Source organism: Moritella yayanosii (assembly GCF_900465055.1).
Taxonomy (GTDB): Bacteria; Pseudomonadota; Gammaproteobacteria; order Enterobacterales; family Moritellaceae; genus Moritella; species Moritella yayanosii.
This window is the reverse complement of the sequence record NZ_LS483250.1, coordinates 4,393,738-4,413,704: the sequence shown is the minus strand read 5'-3', so window position 1 is coordinate 4,413,704 and position 19,967 is coordinate 4,393,738. Positions and strand designations below refer to the sequence as shown.

General features: G+C 41.9%; 13 protein-coding genes. 8 read left to right on the top strand and 5 right to left on the bottom strand.

Translation table 11 applies throughout. The features are described 5' to 3' along the window. Positions 1 to 126: 126 nt before the first annotated feature. From ligA to smc, 3 genes are all read right to left on the bottom strand, one after another. Positions 127 to 2,154, bottom strand: coding sequence for an NAD-dependent DNA ligase LigA (ligA, locus tag MORIYA_RS20590; protein WP_112718302.1), 2,028 nt, complete (start codon positions 2,152 to 2,154; stop codon positions 127 to 129). 119 nt (positions 2,155 to 2,273) lie between these two features. Further along, positions 2,274 to 3,227, bottom strand: coding sequence for a cell division protein ZipA (gene zipA / locus MORIYA_RS20585; protein ID WP_112718300.1), 954 nt, complete (start codon positions 3,225 to 3,227; stop codon positions 2,274 to 2,276). A gap of 19 nt (positions 3,228 to 3,246) precedes the next feature. Continuing rightward, positions 3,247 to 6,729 carry a chromosome segregation protein SMC gene (gene smc / locus MORIYA_RS20580; protein WP_112718298.1) on the bottom strand — a complete coding sequence of 1,161 codons (3,483 nt, stop codon included), beginning with the start codon at positions 6,727 to 6,729 and terminating at the stop codon, positions 3,247 to 3,249. A 194-nt stretch (positions 6,730 to 6,923) separates the two neighbouring features. On the opposite strand from smc, the gene cysZ reads away from it, so the two are divergent. Both cysZ and MORIYA_RS20570 read left to right on the top strand, forming a co-directional pair. Further along, entirely contained in the window at positions 6,924 to 7,670 is a 747-nt protein-coding gene (cysZ, locus tag MORIYA_RS20575; RefSeq protein WP_112718296.1) for a sulfate transporter CysZ, read from the top strand. Positions 7,671 to 7,776: 106 nt separating this feature from the next. Next, on the top strand, positions 7,777 to 8,436 hold the full coding sequence (locus MORIYA_RS20570; RefSeq protein ID WP_112718294.1) for a TetR/AcrR family transcriptional regulator: 660 nt from the start codon (positions 7,777 to 7,779) through the stop codon (positions 8,434 to 8,436). 161 nt (positions 8,437 to 8,597) lie between these two features. On the opposite strand, the gene MORIYA_RS20565 is transcribed toward MORIYA_RS20570, so the two are convergent. Continuing rightward, positions 8,598 to 9,719, bottom strand: coding sequence for a beta-ketoacyl-ACP synthase III (locus MORIYA_RS20565; protein WP_112718292.1), 1,122 nt, complete (start codon positions 9,717 to 9,719; stop codon positions 8,598 to 8,600). Between the two features lie 471 nt (positions 9,720 to 10,190). On the opposite strand from MORIYA_RS20565, the gene cysK reads away from it, so the two are divergent. The 4 genes from cysK to crr all read left to right on the top strand — a co-directional run bounded on the left by cysK (position 10,191) and on the right by crr (position 14,171). Further along, positions 10,191 to 11,159: a cysteine synthase A gene (gene cysK, locus MORIYA_RS20560; protein ID WP_112718290.1), complete on the top strand. Its 969-nt coding sequence runs from the start codon at positions 10,191 to 10,193 to the stop codon at positions 11,157 to 11,159. 345 nt (positions 11,160 to 11,504) lie between these two features. Next, positions 11,505 to 11,762, top strand: a complete 258-nt coding sequence (locus MORIYA_RS20555) for an HPr family phosphocarrier protein (RefSeq protein ID WP_006034042.1) — start codon at positions 11,505 to 11,507, stop codon at positions 11,760 to 11,762. Positions 11,763 to 11,810: 48 nt separating this feature from the next. Further along, entirely contained in the window at positions 11,811 to 13,538 is a 1,728-nt protein-coding gene (gene ptsI / locus MORIYA_RS20550) for a phosphoenolpyruvate-protein phosphotransferase PtsI (RefSeq protein WP_112718288.1), read from the top strand. A gap of 120 nt (positions 13,539 to 13,658) precedes the next feature. Beyond that, positions 13,659 to 14,171 carry a PTS glucose transporter subunit IIA gene (gene crr / locus MORIYA_RS20545; RefSeq protein WP_112718286.1) on the top strand — a complete coding sequence of 171 codons (513 nt, stop codon included), beginning with the start codon at positions 13,659 to 13,661 and terminating at the stop codon, positions 14,169 to 14,171. 179 nt (positions 14,172 to 14,350) lie between these two features. Here the strand turns inward: crr and MORIYA_RS20540 are convergent, their stop codons facing one another. Continuing rightward, complete coding sequence (locus tag MORIYA_RS20540) at positions 14,351 to 16,435, bottom strand: methyl-accepting chemotaxis protein (protein ID WP_112718284.1); 2,085 nt, start codon at positions 16,433 to 16,435, stop codon at positions 14,351 to 14,353. 164 nt (positions 16,436 to 16,599) lie between these two features. Here MORIYA_RS20540 and MORIYA_RS20535 point away from each other — a divergent pair, with 164 nt between their 5' ends. After that, complete coding sequence (locus tag MORIYA_RS20535) at positions 16,600 to 17,286, top strand: hypothetical protein (protein ID WP_232011702.1); 687 nt, start codon at positions 16,600 to 16,602, stop codon at positions 17,284 to 17,286. Between the two features lie 84 nt (positions 17,287 to 17,370). Beyond that, on the top strand, positions 17,371 to 19,818 hold the full coding sequence (locus MORIYA_RS20530; protein ID WP_112718280.1) for a trimethylamine-N-oxide reductase 2: 2,448 nt from the start codon (positions 17,371 to 17,373) through the stop codon (positions 19,816 to 19,818). Positions 19,819 to 19,967 lie beyond the last annotated feature (149 nt).

Genomic DNA, 19,967 nt, shown 5'->3' with positions numbered 1-19,967 from the left:
ACCTTTTACATTTTATTTGATTCGCGTAACCACTACAGGTTAAGCACATGATGCTGCGCATTTTACCACTAAAGATAAAACTAACAATACGCGAACTAAAATTAACTCGCGATGCGATGCTATTAACTAGCTATGTGCAACCAAGAGCGCCAGTAAATCATCTTCGGTCAGAATATCGATACCTAACTCTTGCGCTTTAGTGAGCTTAGAGCCTGCAGCAGGACCCGCCACTAACGCCGTGGTTTTCTTCGACACACTGCCCGCCACTTTTGCGCCTAAATCTTGTAACCGTGTTTTCGCATCGGCACGAGAAATATTCACTAACGTGCCGGTGATAACATAAATAGTGCCTAACAACGGCTGTTGGCTGGCTTCTTTAACGGCAACATCGTCCCAGCTCATGCCCGCTTCAATTAGCTGGTCAATCACGTCAAGGTTATGCGCTTCACGGAAGAAGTAGTAAATGTGCTTAGCCACAATATCACCGACATCTGAAATCAGAATTAAACGCTCTACAGAGGCTTGTTTAATTGCATCTAAGGTTAACAAGTCATTGGCTAAGTTCGCTGCTGTCGCCTCGCCTACTTCACGGATACCCAGTGAATATAAGAACTTGGCTAGCGTAGTATGCTTCGCTGCTTTTAAAGCTTCAAGTAAGTTGGTGGCTTTCTTTGGACCCATACGATCGAGCAGCGTTAACTTACCAAACGTTACGCTAAATAGGTCAGCTGGGGTTTTAATTAAATCCGCATCAACCAATTGCTCAACAAGCTTGTCACCCAAACCATCAACGTTTAGCGCTTTACGCGATGCAAAATGTTTAATTGCTTCTTTACGCTGTGCACCACAATACAAACCCGCGGTACAACGCACTGTTGCTTCACCTTCGATACGCTCTACTTCAGAGTTACATACTGGGCACGTAGCCGGGAATACGATATCTTGGGCATCATCCGGACGGCGCTCTAACATCACGCGAGCGACCTGCGGGATCACGTCACCGGCACGACGAATGATCACTTGATCTTTAATTTTAATGCCTAAACGGGCAATTTCATCTGAATTATGTAGCGTGGCATTACTCACTGTCACACCACCAACAAACACTGGTTCTAAACGGGCGACGGGCGTAATCGCGCCGGTACGACCAACTTGGAATTCAACATCGAGTAATGTGGTGATCTCTTCTTGGGCAGGAAACTTATGTGACGTTGCCCAACGTGGTGCACGCGCAACAAAACCCAGGGTTTTCTGTAGGGTTAAATCATCCACTTTATACACTACACCATCAATGTCATACGACAATGAATCACGACGTTCACCAATCTGTTGATAGAAGTCTAAGCAACCTTGGTAACCCATAGCAACAGTGACATCCGCACAAACAGGGATACCCCATAACTTCAATTTCTGTAAATTTTCTGCGTGAGAATTAGATAACCCCTTACCTTCAACCTCACCTTCCACGACACCTAATGAATAGGCATTAAACGCTAACGGGCGGCTTGCCGCAATCTTAGGATCAAGCTGACGTAAACTACCTGCAGCGGCATTACGCGGGTTAACAAAAGTCTTCTCACCTTTCTTTTTAGCATTCACATTTAATCGCTCAAAACCCGCTTTCGGCATGAACACTTCACCACGTACTTCTAAGCGCTCAGGGAAATCATCGCCACGTAAACGTAGTGGAATTGATTTAATAGTTTTTACATTTTCAGAAATATCTTCGCCTATCTGACCATCACCACGGGTTGCGGCGCGGACAAAAATGCCTTTTTCATACAGAATGCTCACGGCAAGACCATCTAGCTTTGGCTCACAGCTAAACTTGATCTCAGTTTTAGTCAATAAGCGATCTTGTAGACGCTTTTCAAATGCCAATAGCTCTTCTGCAGAGAACACATTATCCAATGATAACATCGGCATTTCGTGCTGAATCTGGCTAAATCCAGTTAACGCTTCACCACCCACTTTTTGGGTTGGTGATGTGGCTAATGCAAGTTCAGGATATTCGGTTTCGAGCTGTTTTAGTTCACGTAACAAACGGTCATATTCCGCATCCGGTACGGTCGGGTTATCTAACACGTAATATTGGTGATTATACTCTTCAAGTTGCAGTGTTAAGGTTTGAATCTGTTTTACTTGTTCTGTCATCTTTACTTCCAAAGATAAAAAATTCCGAAGATCAAAAAAAGCCCCACCGAAGTGAGGCATTTTTCTGGATACTGTGTTTTATGGAGACTTATTTACCCAGTCCCAGTTACAGTAATAACCTAGTAAGATTTTTTGGCTAATGCTTTACTTTCTAATTGGCGAATGACCGCCTGTTCTTGCTTGATAGCGTCTTCTGTTAATGGGTTGCGTGATGCATCCATTAATAAACCATCAACACCTTCTGCAATGCGCTCTGCCGCACTTAACATCAAGCTATAATTGTGTGATGCTTGGCCAGCGCATGGGAACATCATGAATAATGAGACACCTGGAGATTGAAACTGCTCCATAGTATCAAGATCAAATACACCGGGTTTAACCATATTCGCAAGACTAAAGATAACGGCACCTTTACCCGCAGCATCAACATGGCGGTGAAAAATATCCATGGCCCCATATTTGAAACCAAATGCAGACAATTCTTGTAACAATTCGGCCCCCGCAATATGGCTGCCTTCACGCGCCATAATATTGATCACAAATACGGCTTCATCGTCACACTCAACAACCGTCTCGCTATGTGGTATAGACTCGAGTTCAACGTCCACCGCAGTGGCCGCTTGAGCACTAACGACATCATAGCTTAAATCGTCTTGAACAGTATCATCAGCACCTGCTACTATAACTGGAGGCTCGACATCTGTGGCAGAAAAAGAGTCCGTTACTACTGTCACGCTTTGTGCTGCAACGGGTTCGGCTTGAATGGCAGTACTCTTTATAGCACCACTATTTATAGCAGAAAACTGCGGCTCAATTTTTTCAACCGAAACAGGTGCTGGCTCAGTTATTTTTACGTTCATGGGCGGTTCTACTGTCTTAGTCACAACACGTCTTTCACCGATGCCATCAAGGTCAAAGCCCTGCTTGTCTTTAACCTGGAGATCAACTCTACCCAAGGGTTTATCTTTAAATGGTTTTACTTGATTCTTTTTATTTGACCAAAGTCCATGGGCAATTAAAGCAGCTATTGCAATAAACCCTAGGATGATGAGAACAAGTCGCAAATCTTGCATAACAGCCTATCTCTTAATGTTAATTGTCTGTAAGTTCTACCGCAGCCGAAATATCGACGGCGACGATTCGAGAGACCCCAGGTTCATGCATGGTCACTCCGATTAATTGCTGAGCCATTTCCATGGCTAACTTATTATGACTGATATAAATAAATTGTACTGTTGCTGACATCTCCTGAACCAGTTTACAAAAACGCCCCACATTTAATTCATCGAGTGGCGCATCAACTTCATCTAACATACAAAATGGCGCAGGGTTTAACCTAAAGATCGCAAATACTAACGACAAGGCAGTCAATGCTTTCTCACCACCTGAAAGTAACGAAATACGCGCATTTTTCTTGCCCGGCGGTCGCGCCATAATCGTTACACCCGTGTCTAATAAATTGCCCGATGTCAGCTCTAACCAAGCCGCACCACCACCAAACACTTTAGGGAATAACGTTTTAAAATCACTGTTAATTTTTTCAAACGTGGTCGAAAAACGCGCCCGAGTTTGTTTATCTATTTTAACAATCGCAGCTTCTAACGTCTCGATGGCTTTTTCTAAGTCATCGGTTTGTTCGTCTAAATATTGCTTACGCTGCGATTGTTGTTCAAATTCTTCGACAGCAGCAAGGTTCACGGCGCCTATTTTCTGTAATTGCGTTTCAAACTGTTTAAGCTGTTGCTGGTATTCTTTCAGCGTTAATATGTTAACACACTCACGTTTTAATGTGTCTACATCAACATGGTCATCCGCAACTTGTTGATATAACAACTGTTCTTTCGCTTTGTTGTTAGCCTGTTTTAAATCTAACTGTTGAACTTTGTCTTTCACTTTTAAGTTACTTGTCATTATCCTAGCACGTTTTTCTTCAACATCACGCTTGCCGTTAACCAGTTTCACACGTGTTGCTTTCTTCACGTTATTGTCATTTTCGATGGCAATTTGTTTCTCAGCGGCAATCGCACACGCCGTTTCTAACTGCTGCAAGTTTTCAGCATATAACGAGCTGTCACCTAATGCAGCAATATCTTGCAAAATAGTTTGATATTGAGCGTCTGTTTTGGCGATGAGTTGCTGCTGCTTCTCTATTTCAACCGTGAACTTGGTTTTAACCAAAAGTAATTGTTGAACTTGTTTCTCGAGCACTTGCTGTTCTTGTAAAAACTTCACTTTATCGGCTTTGGCAGCTCCCGCTTTTTGAATCCAGCTATCATCATTGGCGAGCTGTGCAATCACAGCCTGTGTCGAGACTATTTGTTCATTAAAGCGCTTAACCTCTTCTGCTTCAAGCGCTAATAAGTTATTCAGTGTTAATAACCGCGTGTTTAGCTGATCATGCGTCAGTTGCCATTGGGCTTGCTGTTGCTGCAATAACCCCAGTTCAACCGTTAGCTGCTGCACTTCGCTTTGTTTGTCATGCAAGTTGTTTTGCATCCGCTCAATTTGATGCTGGTATTCACCCTGAGTCACCCTAAGCGCCATCAATTGATTGTGCTGTTTGTCCAACACGGTTTCAATTGCTAATAAACGCCCCTGCAGCTGTGACGCTTGTAGTTGCATTTCAATTCGTCCCTGCGGCAATGGCACGTTAGCTTTGCCGTGTTGTGATAACCAGCCCCCTTCATCGGTAAACCAATCGCCATGCGCAGTGATATAACTGTATTCACTGTCGCTTTCGATACCCGCTTTAGCGTCATCAGCGCTAGCGACACAAGTCACTTGATTTAGCTGACGGTTAAATAAATTATTGTTTACCTTATCGGCTAACGAACCTGTACGTGCTGCACATTGACTGGGTTTGAACCACTGCAATGCCGGCAGTTCATTTAAGTCAAACTGGGCAAGTTGTGCGTCACTAATACAATAAGCATCCAGCCAGTTGGCAAGCACCTTCTCAACGGCAGCTTCCCAACCGGGTTCTACATCTAATTGCTGTAATAACTTTAACGGAATAGACTCGAAATTGCATTCTAACCACGCATAGGCGTGATCTGCATGCTCTGCTTTGTGCAATAACTCGGTGATCACACTCCGCGAGGTTTTTATTGCAGTTTGTTCTGCGACGCCGCTACTGATGTTTGCTTCGAGTTCACAGACCTGCTTATTAATCCCTTGAAAGCCATCATTTAGTCCGGCTAATTCATGGGCAAGCTGTGTTTCTTGAGACTGTAACTGTTGCTGCGACGCTGTTTTATCAATAATGACTGCTTGTTTGCTGTGCTGAGTAAGTTGCAGCTGCTCTTCTACTAACTCACTACGTTGCAGCTTACTTTTATTCAGTACTGATTCAGCGCTTTTGACGGCATTACTCAGTACATCGCGTTTACTGCTAAAACGCTGTACTTTTTCAAGGTAGACCGCATGTTGTGCCATTGCTTGGTCACTATTCACTGTTGCCGATGCTAATGATTGTTCAATCACTAATAACGCTGCAGACAGTCGGTGGTGATCCGATTCCGCCACTTGCGCTTGCTGCTGATGTGTGTGTAACTGGGCTTGTTCTTCTTTCAGTAAGAGTTGTAATTTTTCACTTTGCTGTTGATATTCTTGCTGTTTACCTGTCGACTCTTGCTTACGCGCTTGATGATGCAGTATCTGTTGTTCGATCTTAGTCAGCTCTGTACCTTGTAAATAAAATGCCTGTTGCTGATTTTCAATCAATACCGTTAGTTCATTTAACTGTACGTCAAAGTCGGTGAGCTGGGTTTGCAGTTTAGTGGCCGTAGCTGCTAACTTCTCTTGTTCATTCATCAGCACTAGCTTTTGCTGGGTAAGCTGATTAATCGAACGTTCTACATCATATATCTGTACTAGAGCAAGCCTACTTTTGGCTTCGCGTTGCTGTTGTTTTAACCCTCGAAATTGTTGCGCGACCGCAGATTGCACTTTTAACTTATCAATCTGCACGCCTAACTCAATACGAATATCAGCAAGACGATTTAAGTTATCTTTGGTTTGATTGATGCGCTGTTCTGTTTCACGACGTTTTTCTTTATATTTAGAAATACCTGCCGCTTCTTCAATAAAATGACGTAATTCATGCGGTTTAGATTCGATCAAGCGTGAGATCATGCCCTGTTCGATGATCGCATAACTACGCGGTCCTAAACCTGTACCTAAAAACAGTTCCGTGACATCTTTACGACGACATTTTTTACCATTGAGATAATATTGATTAGTACCATCACGATATAACTCGCGACGAATAGACACTTCATTATATTGCAATAAAGCATGGTCAATACGTTGTTGGGCATTATCGAACAACAATTCAACACTGGCTCTTGAGACCGGCGAACGCGCCATTGAACCGTTAAAAATAACGTCAGACATCGAATCACCACGCAAGTGCTTAGCCGAGCTTTCGCCCAACACCCAACGCACGGCATCAATAATATTCGATTTACCACAACCATTAGGGCCAACAATTGCTGTCATATCGTGGGGGAAATGCAGTTCTGTCGTATCAACAAACGACTTAAAGCCTGATATTTTGATCTTTTTAAGGTACATAACAAACAACGCATATAGAATAACCAGAAAACTTTAGCAGATGTGTCTACAATATTAAAGATTCGTCTGGGTAGAATATAAAAGCTGCTGCTTTTTACTGCACTTTTACTGTTCTTTTAATGCAATGGTAGTCGACCCACAACAACCGCATGATAAGATGCTCCACATAAACCACCCACAAGGCGCCATAGAATATGCTTTCAGTAAAACCATCGTTATCGGGGGTTCAATATTTCTTACAAGGTTTCGACTTGATCCGTCAACCTAAGTTAAGACCTTTTGTATTGATCCCATTATTAGTCAATTTCATTTTGTTTTCGGTTAGTTTTTATTTCTTATTTCAACAAATCGACATGTGGCTAGTACAACTAGAAGCAAGCTTAGACTGGTTTAGCTGGTTAGTTTATATCATCAAACCCCTCGCCTTTATTCTAATTTTACTGGTGTTTGGATTCTTTTTTGGTGCCATTGCCAATATTATCGCCGCCCCGTTTAATGGCTTATTAGCAGAACAAACCGAATTACTGTTAAGCAATAAACCGTTGCCAGAAAGCAGCATCAAAGATATCTTGTTAGATATTCCGCGTGTACTAACGCGCGAACTGAAAAAAATTAAATACTACATCCCGCGTGCGGTAGGGTTACTGCTATTATTTTTCATTCCGGTGGTCGGACAAACAGTGGCTCCGGTGCTGTGGTTCATCTTTACGGCCTGGATGCTGGCTATTCAATATGCCGATTATACTTTTGATAATAACAAAATCGGCTTTGACGAGATGCGCAGTGAACTGTCATCCAACCGTATGCAGTCGTTAAGCTTTGGCTCTATGGTGGCACTGTGTCAGTCTATCCCCGTGGTTAATTTCATGATCATGCCTGTTGCTGTGTGTGGCGCAACAGCAATGTGGGTGGATAATAGCGATAAGTCTAATTTCAAGTAGAAATTAAATATCTCTTTTTTGCTAAAACGTTATCTAGATTGCAGTCAGCGTTAGAAATAGCGATTATGATCACAATTTGAATGATGTATTACATTTTAGGTATTAAATGAAAACCTTTGACAGAATAGTTTACGGCAGCCTCGAGCTTTTTAATAAGTATGGTGTAAACAATATGACTACCAATCATCTAGCCGCCAATATAGGTATTAGTCCGGGTAATCTTTATTATCATTTCCGCAATAAAGAAGACATTATCCGTTCTATTTTTGTTTTATATGAAGAACATTTGAATGCCGGTTTCCAGCCCTATCAAGCGGGTAAGCTAGATGTCGATATGTTTATTGGTTACTTTGATACGATGTTTGAAACGGTGTGGAAATTCCGTTTTATGTATAGCAATCTGACCGCTATTCTTAATCGCGATCCGGAACTATCAATACGGTATCGGCACACTCAACGGGAAGCATTAGATCGTTCAAGTAAAATTTTGTACCAGCTGAAAGCCGATGGTGTACTGGCGATTGACGCCGACCGAGTTACGCCTTTAGCCGACACGATGCGAATGATTGCTGGTTTTTGGATTGGTTATAAACAAACACATTCGTGCAATGAGATCGTGACGAAAGCATTTCTTTACGAAGGTTTACTACGCGTGCTCATGTTATTTAGAGCCCACTCAACTCCAGAATATTGCGCTATATTTACGCGTTTAGAGCAACATTACCAGCTATTGATCAACCATTACGCAAAGCCTGTTTCAACTTAGGTTCCAGCTATAGCTTAATGTTTCGGTTATCATGTTACATAGCCAAGCCACTCTCTTTTTTATTAAAAACCCCCGTTAATGCACTTTATTTACAGTGATTAACGGGGGCTTCATTTCACAATAGAGTAATCATTGACGACATAACTCGTCACATTTGACGATTAACAACGCTTTAATACCAGTGAACCGACTGAATACCCCGCACCAAACGAACAAATTAATCCTAAGTCGCCACTTTCCACACCGTCTTGGTGTAAATGGAAAGCAATAATAGAACCAGCTGACGCTGTATTTGCGTATGTATCTAGAATAATAGGCGCTTCTGTTGCTGATGGATCGCGACCCAATAGTTTTTTCGCTAAATAGTTATTCATGTTGATATTGGCTTGATGTAACCACAGACGTTTAAAGTCACTTGCTTGTAAATCTAAACCACTTAACTGTTCTGTGATCAAATTATAAACCGTTGGTAGTACTTCTTTAAATACCTTACGACCATTTTGCATAAAGAAGCTTGAATCAGCGTTAATATCTGCGCTTTCACTGCGACTTAAATAACCTAAATTATTACGGATGTTATTTGAATACTGAGTAAACAACTTGCTATCAATGATTTCAAAACACTGTTCACTCGTTGCTGTGGCTTTATTTTCAATCACGACTGCAGTGCAAACATCACCGAAAATGAAGTGACTGTCGCGATCTTTAAAATTTACGTGTGCAGAACAAATCTCAGGGTTAACCACTAACGCCGCTTTACTGCGCCCCGATTTAATCGCATCCATAGCATTAGCAATGGCAAAGGTTGCTGACGAACACGCCACACTAATATCATAAGCGAAACCGTTAGCACCCAAATAATGTTGCAGTTCAACCGCCATTGCCGGGTACGCGCGTTGGAAACCTGACGCAGCAAAAATAATTAAATCGATGTCTTGTGCTTCTTTATTCGCAGCGGCTAATGCTTGCTTTGCAGCAACCAGTGCCATTTGTACCGTAATACTCGGTTCATCATCGCTAATCGGTTGAAATACCGGGCGCATGATCGTAGGATCCAAAATACCCGCTTTGCTCATCACAAAACGACTTTTAATACCCGATGCTTTTTCAATAAACTCACTGCTTGAATGTGCTTTCGCCGTTACTTCACCGGCTTCAATTGCCGCTGCATTGTCGGCATTAAAATTATCCACGTAACAATTAAAGCTTGTTACTAGTTCATCATTGCTGATTGCATCAGGAGGGGTAAATAAACCGCTACCACTAATTACTACATTACTCATTACATTGTCCTTTAGCAACTCGTTGCACACAGTCCTTTCATCACTTATATGCATAGTCACTATCCGCTAAATTGGGATACAGAAAGCACTAAACTAAAGCAAACAGTTAACCAGATCTAGCTGCGAGTCCGACAAAAATGAAAAAAATTACACCTTGTAACTAAATTCGTGAGTTATAAAAACGGAGCAAACGCTAAATTATCATATACAAGAAGGAACTAATCCCGCTAATTTGGTCTATATATATAGTTGACTCAATACCATAGGCTCACAAGTTAATGGTTTATAATTTGTGGCAAAAAGAGAAGTTAAACACGATGCATAACTAATCGCTATAGACTCTTATCATTTTAGAACCTAACGATATAACAAAAGAGCATTTTCAATTTTCAAACTAATCAGTATGCTTAAGCAATAAGTTAGTAAATTATATACCCAAGTTACGAGTATTCATTCATATAGGGAAATCCCATGAGCCAAATTTTACAAGACAACAGCTTTTCAATTGGTAATACACCGCTAGTGCGTTTAAACCGTGTGACGACAGGCAACGTATTTGCAAAAATAGAAAGCCGTAATCCAAGCGCGAGTGTTAAATGCCGTATCGGTGCCAACATGATCTGGCAAGCAGAAAAAGACGGTCTCTTAAAAAAAGGCATTGATATCGTTGAGCCAACAAGTGGTAATACCGGTATTGCGTTAGCATTTGTTGCCGCTGCTCGTGGTTATAAACTCACATTAACAATGCCAGACACGATGAGCCTTGAGCGTCGTAAACTGCTTAAAGCATTAGGTGCGAACCTCGTATTAACCGATGGCGCTAAAGGCATGAAAGGCGCGATTGATAAAGCCACTGAAATTCGTGACGCAAACCCTGAAACAACGATTTTATTACAACAGTTTGAAAACCCGGCTAACCCAGCGATCCATGAACAAACAACGGGTCCTGAAATCTGGGAAGCAACTGACGGTCAAATTGATGTACTCGTATCCGGTGTCGGTACGGGTGGTACGATCACTGGTGTAAGCCGTTACATTAAACTAAAAAAAGGTAAAGACTTAGTATCTGTTGCCGTTGAGCCAACGAACTCACCCGTTATTACCCAAGCGAAAGCCGGTGAAGCATTAACGCCTGGTCCACATAAGATCCAGGGTATTGGTGCGGGCTTCATTCCTGGTAACCTAGATTTAGAAATGGTTGACCGTGTCGAGCTAGTATCAAACGAAGACTCTATCGAAATGGCACAACGTCTAATGAAAGAAGAAGGTATCTTAGCAGGTATTTCTTCCGGTGCAGCGGTTGTTGCCGCAGCACGTTTAGCTGCATTACCAGAATTCGCTGATAAAAATATCGTTGTAATCTTACCATCATCAGGTGAACGTTATTTAAGTACAGCGCTATTTGAAGACGTATTTACTGAGCAAGAGCTCCAACAATAGTCTCAACCATATTGTCATAGTTACAACCGCAGTCTTACATTTACAATAAATTAACAAGATTAACAAAAGCCGCACTAGCGGCTTTTTTTTATACAAGCCACTTTATTTCTATGGGTTGATAGCCGTCACACTTTCCTCCTTTTGTTGTAATTAAACTACAACACAGGCCTTAATTAGGGGTAATATACTTATATCGCATTGTTTTGTCGTATAACTTACGAAAACATGATCTGTAACCATAGATTTAATTAAAAAAAGTTATTTTACTCTGTAAAATTAGATTACACTTATGGTTATAGTGATAGTTAAATACTATTTTTAGAATCATTATTTTAAGGAAAAGTCATGTACCAAAAATCAGTTGTCATTATCGCACCAAACGGTCTTCACACTCGCCCAGCTGCTCTTTTTGTAAAAAAAGCAAAAGAATTCGAATCAAAAGTCTCAGTTGAAGCTAGCGGTAAATCTGCAAGTGCTACAAGCTTATTTAAACTACAAACGTTAGGCCTTTCTAAAGGTGTAACGATGACTATTTCTGCTGAAGGTACTGACGAACAAGCGGCTGTTGAAGCACTCGTTGCTCTTATGGATGTTTTAGAATAAACCCCATCCGTTATTAACGTATTTTTTGTATTGAAGTAAGGAAAGGTTATGATATCAGGCATTCTCGCCTCACCAGGTATTGCTTTTGGTAAAGCACAATTATTCATTAATGAAGCAATTGTACTTAATAAACAAACTATTGAAACTGCACAGATCGATGAACAAATAGCTATCTTTTTAGCTGCTAGGGATAAGTCTGCTATACAGCTTGAAGCTATCACGGAAATGGCACGCCAAACATTTGGCGACGAGAAAGCTGAAATCTTCGAAGGACACATGATGTTACTCGAAGACGAAGAGCTCGAAGAAGATATCGTAACCTTTATTAAAAAAAATAAAGTATCGGCAGATTTTGCAATTCACAGCATCATTGAAGAAAATGCTGAAATGATGGCTGCATTAGACGACCCGTATTTAAGAGAACGCGCTGCAGATTTCCGTGATATCGGTAACCGTATCGTAAAAAATGCCCTCGGCATGGAAATGGTTTCACTAAGCGCAATCAAAGAACAAGTGATTCTAATCGCCAGCGATTTAACACCGTCAGAAACAGCACAGATTAACCTAGATAAGATCTTAGGTTTTGTGACTGACTTAGGTGGCCGTACTGCACATACATCAATCATGGCACGTTCATTAGAACTTCCTGCGATTGTTGGTACAGGCAACGTAACTGAACTCGTCAAATCAGGTGACTTCGTTATTCTAGATGCCATTAACAATAACGTTATTGTTAATCCATCAGAAGACGTCATCAATGAATACAAAGCAATTAAAGCACAGTACCTTGCTGACAAAACTGAGCTGCTTAAAATGAAAGACTTACCTGCAATTACACTAGATGGTCACCACGTAGAAGTGTGTGGCAATGTGGGTACAGTAAAAGACTGTGCAGGTGTAATTCGTAACGGCGGCGAAGGCGTTGGTCTTTACCGTACCGAATTCCTATTTATGGATCGCGATAGCTTACCAACTGAAGATGAACAGTTCGAAGCATACAAAGCAGTTGCAGAAAGCATGAATGGCCAAAGCGTGATCATTCGTACGATGGATATTGGTGGCGATAAAGACCTACCATATCTAAACTTACCAAAAGAAATGAACCCATTCTTGGGTTGGCGCGCGATCCGAATCTGTTTCGACCGTCCAGAAATAATGAATCCACAGCTACGCGCTATCTTACGTGCCTCTGCATTTGGTAAAGTCCGTATTATGTTCCCGATGATTATTTCTGTAGAAGAAGTACGTCAACTTAAGGACATTATGACGACGCTGAAGGCGGAACTAACCGCTGAAGGTCTCGCTTTTGATGACGCAATCGAAACAGGTGTAATGATAGAAACGCCAGCAGCTGTAGCAATTGCGCATCACCTTATTAAAGAAGTCGACTTCTTCAGTATTGGTACTAACGATTTGACGCAATACACACTCGCGGTAGACCGTGGTAACGAGATGATCTCAGACCTGTATAACCCAATGACACCTGCAGTACTAACGCTGATTAAGCAGGTTATCGACGCTGCACATGCTGCAGGCAAGTGGACAGGTATGTGTGGTGAACTTGCGGGTGACGAAACGGCAACACTGCTATTACTCGGTATGGGCTTAGATGAGTTCTCGATGAGCGGCATTTCAATTCCTAAAGTGAAGAAAACAATTCGTAATGCTAATTTCGCAGACGTTAAACTGTTAGCAGACCAAGCATTAAGCTGTGCAACAGCAGGCGAAATAGTAGAGTTAGTGGCTCAGTTCACTAAACAGCGCGCGGCTTGCTAATTAATTCAGTTGTCATAGCATCAAATCTCGACAGATAATGTTATGATAACAACGTAAAGTCATTGGTTATGTACTCGTTCATGACCAATGACTATGTCTACCAAATTCTAGGAGTTAAAAATGGGATTATTCGATAAATTAAAAAAACTGGTTTCAGACGACAGTAAAGACAGCAATACGTTACACATTGTTTCTCCACTTGCCGGTGAAATCGTTGCTATCGAAGATGTGCCAGATGTTATCTTTGCTGAAAAAATTGTTGGTGATGGTATCGCTATCAACCCAACTGGTAACAAGCTAGTTGCACCAGTAACAGGTGAGATCGTAAAAATTTACGAAACTAACCACGCATTCGCAATTCGTTCAGACGAAGGCCTAGAAATTCTCGTTCACTTCGGTTTAGATACAGTTGAATTACGCGGTGAAGGCTTCACTCGTATCGCTGAAGAAGGTCAACATATCAAGGCTGGTGAAACTATCATTGAATTCGATCTTGAATTATTGAAGGCAAAAGCTAAATCAGTAATCACGCCTTGCATCATCTCAAACATGGATGAAATTAAGAGCATGGAGAAATTCTCTGGTTCAGTTAAACTAGGCGAAACTATTGTTCTTAAAGTAATTAAAAACTAATTATTCATCACTTTAAGTATGCAAAAAAAGAGCTATAAATAGCTCTTTTTTTTCGCCTGAATCAGAACCATGTTTCTCCTCAAACTTAGCCCTCATTTAAACTACAAACAACTGTGTTAAAGCATGTTGGTTAGAGCGTTTTCGATATTTGACATCTGCCCCTGAACTAAGTCATCAATCTAATATTTAAAGCGATTAATTTTGTCACTTACATCGTTCGTATATCCCGCAACTCTATTACTTTCTTCCTGCGCCATTTTCGAACCTTTACCGATATTTTCCGCAGCATCGTTAATCGCCACAATACTACGGTTAACTTCTTCGGTAACGGTGGCTTGCTCTTCGGCTGCACCAGCAATCTGATACGCCATATCTTGGATCTTACCGCTCTGCACGCTCACTTCATCAAGGGCTTTCACCGCCTCTTCAGCATGCGACATACATTTATTACTCAATTCTCGGTTCATCTGCATTGTGTCAACGGCTTGCTTACTACTTGTCCGCAGGCCGTCTATCATTTGCTGAATTTCTTTCGTCGAATCTGCGGTCTTGGTTGCTAAGTTTCTTACTTCGTCAGCAACCACGGCAAAGCCTCGGCCTTGTTCACCCGCACGGGCAGCTTCAATCGCAGCATTCAATGCCAGTAGGTTCGTTTGCTCAGAAATATTTCGGATCACTTCCAATATACAGCCAATGTCATTGGTTTTCTTTTCAAGCGCCTCAATCTTTTGAGTAGCATCGACCACATTGCTGGCAAGCTCACGCAAGCCTTCGGCATTCGCGCCAACCACCTCCTGCCCTCGACTCACCGATTGCTGGGTGAGCAACACGGCACTTGCCGTTTCCTGGGCATTATCAGATACACTGTGAGCAGTAGATGACATCTCACTGGTTGCCGTGACCACCTGTTCGATTTCCAGTCGCTGAGCCATGAACTGTGATTGATTCTGTGTCGCCGCTTCTGCAGTCGCTGATACACTCTTACTTAATGAACCAACCGTACCTGCAATACCCGTCACAATACCTCGAACATCGGCAATAAAGGTGTTTAGGTGGTTTGCCAACTGACCCGTTTCATCTTTACGATCAATATCAATATGTTGAGTTAAATCACCACCCGACTGAGTCAATGCTTTGACACGCGAAACCAACACATTAATTGGTGAAGCAATAGATAGCGACACAAACCACATCAAAATCAAACCAAGCAGGCCAGCAATTAAACCAACCCCCATCTGTACGGTTACATTGTCAGAAAAACGCGCATGAATGGTATTCACAATGTCTTGGGCATTGGCTAGCGCAACATCCTCCGGAACAATAACAATTACTTCCCACTGTTTATTGGTGCCTGTTGTCTTAAAGCCCGCGGTTGCAATCAGATCGTTACCATTAACGACAGTTTCACCGACACTACGAGAAGTAATAACCTCTTGTAACGGCGTATCTGCCACCTTTTTACCAATGTTCGCTGGCTCGCTGCTATCGGCACTGACAATGCCAGACGAGCTTAAAATAATGACTCGCGACTGACCCGACATCAGGTTTTTAGCGGTATCTGTTGCCAAAGATTGCAAGAAGTTAAGCGAATAATCGACGCCGAACATTCCCACATATTCGCCGTTACGCATTACCGGAGCAACAAACGAACTCATTAGTGTTGATACACCTTGGATATCATAACTTGCCGGGTCAATCACACAGGCTTGTTTGGTTTCCATTGGGCATAAATACCACTCTGATTCGCGGATCCCCGTTTCTGTCATATTAGTTTCATAGAAAGGATATGTAGCTTCCGAAGACACTTCACCAGTCGCTGAACGATTAAAATACGGGCTAAATTCACCATTTGATTGTGAATATTTATCAGTAGTATAACTGTTTGCCTGACCATCAAATTTATTCACCTCCCAACCGGTATAAATGCCTATAATGTTTGGCGTGTTATTTAACGTGTTCTCTAATAATTGAATGACACCTTGACGTGATACTTGCGGATCTTCTTTACTAAAGGCTGACGTGTAACTGATTGTTAAGTCCATCGCCTGGTTAAACGCCATATTAATTTTATTAGCTTCAACCTGAGCAGACAGACTTAGGTTTTGTTTCAATATATTTTCAGCATTATGTAAGACTAATTCTTCCAACTCTTGACTGATATTATCGCTGCTGTAATAACTGTAACCAGCCATTGATGCGGTTACCGCAAGTAAGCTGGCACCGCCAAACAACATAATTTGTATCTTAATACTCGAAAACTGCATACTAATCCTTTTCTAATTATTTGATAGCTATCAGTGTAGACCGAACCTGAGTCAGGTACAGAGGCATGTTAAACAATAACATAGCATTGATACACATCAAAACACCTACCTACTAAGTAATATAGCATTTAATAAAATTATTATGTTGTTATATCGAGATGAAAATGAAAAGACGCTATTTAGTAGCTAGTTTATTTGTTGCCATAGGGTTCGGCTGGTTAACATTGGGCGGGATCCCTTATGAAGAATACCAAGGTGTTGCGCATTTCCCACCAGAGGCTGAAATGGGCAGTGAGGCATTTGATAACTTACTCGTTAAAACTGCAGAAACAAACAATACCGCGACCGTAGTTTATCCTATTGCAGCCATCGCGATGGGCGATTTCGGCATGATCAATCCGGCGACTAAATTAACTGTGATTGAAACCAATGAGACCCGCAGAACAGTTCAAATTGACGCTTATCAGATGCAAGGTGCAGAAAAAGTGTTGTATGTCGGTAACGGTCAACGTGCAATTGTCGCGACGTTAACTCAGCAAGGTCAAGCCGCATTAACGGTCGGTGCTTTCAAAGAAGATGAATATGGTAACCACTGGCGTACAGCGAGCCTGATTGCGGATATTGACGCTCAAGTCCTTAATGATATCGCGCCTTTATGGAACTATGCAGAGCAGCTAGATACGGTGTACTGCTCGGGTTGTCACGCCAAAATTGGCGCGAATCATTTCACCGTCAACGCTTGGGGTCCAGTTGCGAAAGGCATGGGTGAACGCACCGACATATCAGAAGAAGACCTTGAAATTCTTATTAAATATTTCCAAGCTAACGCGAAAGATATTGTTAAACACTAATTTATATCGCCAATACATCAAGTGATTGTTGGTTGTCTATTTTCGAAAATTATTACGTCAAATATAATGATAAGGAATAGAATTATGACTGGATTTTCTCGTCGTGGATTTCTCAAAAGCGCAGTATTAACAACTGGTGCTGCAGCGATTACGTCAGTAACACCGCTGCCCGCATTTGCAGCAAAAGGCAAAGACTCTCCGATCCTGACTGCAGGTCGCTGGGGAGCAATGCAAGTTAAAACGAAAGATGGCCGCATTGTTTCATCCAAAGGCGCACTAGCAAAAACAGTGCCTAACAGCTTGCAAACAACGGCTGCCGACCAAGTCCATACTCAAGCCCGTATCAAATACCCTATGGTACGTAAAGGCTTCTTAGCAACACCAGGTAAACCAGATGGTAAACGTGGTAACGATGAATTTGTTCGCGTATCTTGGGACAAAGCATATCAATTGATCCACGAGCAACAATCTCGAATTCGTAACGAACATGGCCCAGCTGCAATTTTTGCTGGTTCATATGGCTGGCGTTCAAGTGGCGTGTTACACAAAGCCCAAACATTACTACAACGCTACATGAGTATGGCTGGCGGTTACTCAGGTCATTTAGGAGATTATTCAACAGGTGCGGCACAAGTTATTATGCCGCACGTAATGGGCTCAATTGAAGTGTATGAGCAACAGACAACCCACCCTGTTATTTTAGAGCACAGTGATGTGGTGGTTATGTGGGGTATCAACCCATTAAACACCCTTAAAATTGCTTGGAGCTCAACAGATGAATCGGGATTAGAATTCTTCCACAAACTGAAAAAATCAGGTAAAACTATTATCGCTATCGACCCGATGAAATCAGAAACCATTGAGTTCTTTGGGGATAAAGCACTGTGGGTTGCCCCTCATCCCGGTACTGACGTGGCAATGATGCTGGGTATCGCCCATACCTTAGTCTCTAAAAAACAACATGATGTAGACTTCTTAACTAAATATACGTTTGGGTATGATAAATTTGAAGAATATTTATTAGGTAAAAAAGATGGTGTTGCTAAAACGGCAGCTTGGGCAGAGAATATCTGCGGCGTATCCGTTAAACAACTCGAAGCATTAGCAAATATATTCAGTCAAAACCGTACTATGCTGATGGGCGGCTGGGGTATGCAGCGCCAGCAGTATGGTGAGCAAAAGCACTGGATGATGGCAACACTCGCCGCTATGCTTGGTCAAATAGGTCTAGAAGGGGGTGGTTTTGGTTTATCTTACCATTATTCTAATGGTGGCAACCCGACTCGTAACGGTGGCATACTTCCTGCAATTTCATCCACTCTCGGCGGTGGTTCATCAGCAGGTAATGATTGGGCGGTATCTGGAGCAGTAAATAGCCTCCCTGTTGCTCGCATTGTCGAAGCCTTAGAATCGCCAAATAAAAAATACCAACATAATGGCCATGAACTGAGTTTTCCTGATATCAAAATGATCTGGTGGGCAGGCGGCGGTAACTTCACCCATCATCAAGACGTTAATCGTCTGATTAAAGCTTGGCAAAAGCCTGAAATGATCGTGATCTCAGAACCCTATTGGACAGCTGCGGCAAAACACGCAGATATCGTCTTGCCGATCACTACTTCTTTCGAACGTAATGATCTTACCATGACAGGTGACTACAGCAATCAACATCTGATTCCGATGAAGCAGGTGGTTAAACCACAATTTGAAGCTCGTAATGATTTTGACGTATTTGCAGATATGGCTGAATTAATTAAACCCGGTGGCCGTGACGTATTTACTGAAGGTAAGTCAGAAATGGATTGGCTGAAAGGTTTCTATACACAAGCACAAAAAGGCGCAGTAAAAGCACGTGTATATATGCCTAAGTTTGGTTCATTCTGGAAGAAAAACGAACTTATTGAAATGAAAGTGAATAAAAAGAACACTAAATTTGTTCGTCATGCCGCATTCCGTAAAGATCCGATCATGAACCCGTTAGGTACACCAAGTGGTAAAATAGAGATCTTCTCTAAAACCATCGAAGGTTACGGCTATCAAGATTGCCCTGCTCACCCAACATGGTTAGCACCAACCGAATGGGTAGGTAGCGCTAAAGAAGGTGAATTACAGTTAATGACATCACATGCTGCACATCGTTTACACAGTCAGTTAAATTATGCAAAACTACGTGAACTCTATGCGATTGCTAATCGTGAGCCGATCACCATACACCCTGCAGACGCCGCCGCACGCGGGATCAAACATGGTGATTTAGTACGCGCTTTTAATCATCGTGGTGAAGTATTAGTTGGCGCTTTAGTCGCCAATATTATCAAACAAGGTTCTGTTTGTATCCATGAAGGGGCTTGGCTGGATTTAGATAAACCAAATGGTATCTGTAAAAATGGTAATCCAAACGTGTTGACTAATGATATTCCGACATCACAGCTAGCCAATGGTTGTGCGGCTAATTCATCACTAGTGAAAATTGAAAAATACACAGGTAAAGCACCAAGTTTAACCGCGTTTACACCACCACAAGGCGCATAATTTAACCCCTTGAAGAAGAGGTGAGCGAGTCGTTTAGCAACCAAATTGCTCATCTTTATTGATGCTTATAACAGTGAAAAATTGAAGTACCCCCTAGCTAAAGCAAGGGGATTCTTGTCGTCTACGGTTTAGGCATTGCAATATTAAAT

Excerpts from the sequence above, each read along its gene's own strand:
- ligA (WP_112718302.1), bottom strand. The coding sequence starts at position 2,154 with ATGACAGAACAAGTAAAACAGATTCAAACCTTAACACTGCAACTTGAA.
- zipA (WP_112718300.1), bottom strand. The coding sequence starts at position 3,227 with ATGCAAGATTTGCGACTTGTTCTCATCATCCTAGGGTTTATTGCAATA.
- smc (WP_112718298.1), bottom strand. The coding sequence starts at position 6,729 with ATGTACCTTAAAAAGATCAAAATATCAGGCTTTAAGTCGTTTGTTGAT.
- cysZ (WP_112718296.1), top strand. The coding sequence starts at position 6,924 with ATGCTTTCAGTAAAACCATCGTTATCGGGGGTTCAATATTTCTTACAA.
- MORIYA_RS20570 (WP_112718294.1), top strand. The coding sequence starts at position 7,777 with ATGAAAACCTTTGACAGAATAGTTTACGGCAGCCTCGAGCTTTTTAAT.
- MORIYA_RS20565 (WP_112718292.1), bottom strand. The coding sequence starts at position 9,719 with ATGAGTAATGTAGTAATTAGTGGTAGCGGTTTATTTACCCCTCCTGAT.
- cysK (WP_112718290.1), top strand. The coding sequence starts at position 10,191 with ATGAGCCAAATTTTACAAGACAACAGCTTTTCAATTGGTAATACACCG.
- MORIYA_RS20555 (WP_006034042.1), top strand. The coding sequence starts at position 11,505 with ATGTACCAAAAATCAGTTGTCATTATCGCACCAAACGGTCTTCACACT.
- ptsI (WP_112718288.1), top strand. The coding sequence starts at position 11,811 with ATGATATCAGGCATTCTCGCCTCACCAGGTATTGCTTTTGGTAAAGCA.
- crr (WP_112718286.1), top strand. The coding sequence starts at position 13,659 with ATGGGATTATTCGATAAATTAAAAAAACTGGTTTCAGACGACAGTAAA.
- MORIYA_RS20540 (WP_112718284.1), bottom strand. The coding sequence starts at position 16,435 with ATGCAGTTTTCGAGTATTAAGATACAAATTATGTTGTTTGGCGGTGCC.
- MORIYA_RS20535 (WP_232011702.1), top strand. The coding sequence starts at position 16,600 with ATGAAAAGACGCTATTTAGTAGCTAGTTTATTTGTTGCCATAGGGTTC.
- MORIYA_RS20530 (WP_112718280.1), top strand. The coding sequence starts at position 17,371 with ATGACTGGATTTTCTCGTCGTGGATTTCTCAAAAGCGCAGTATTAACA.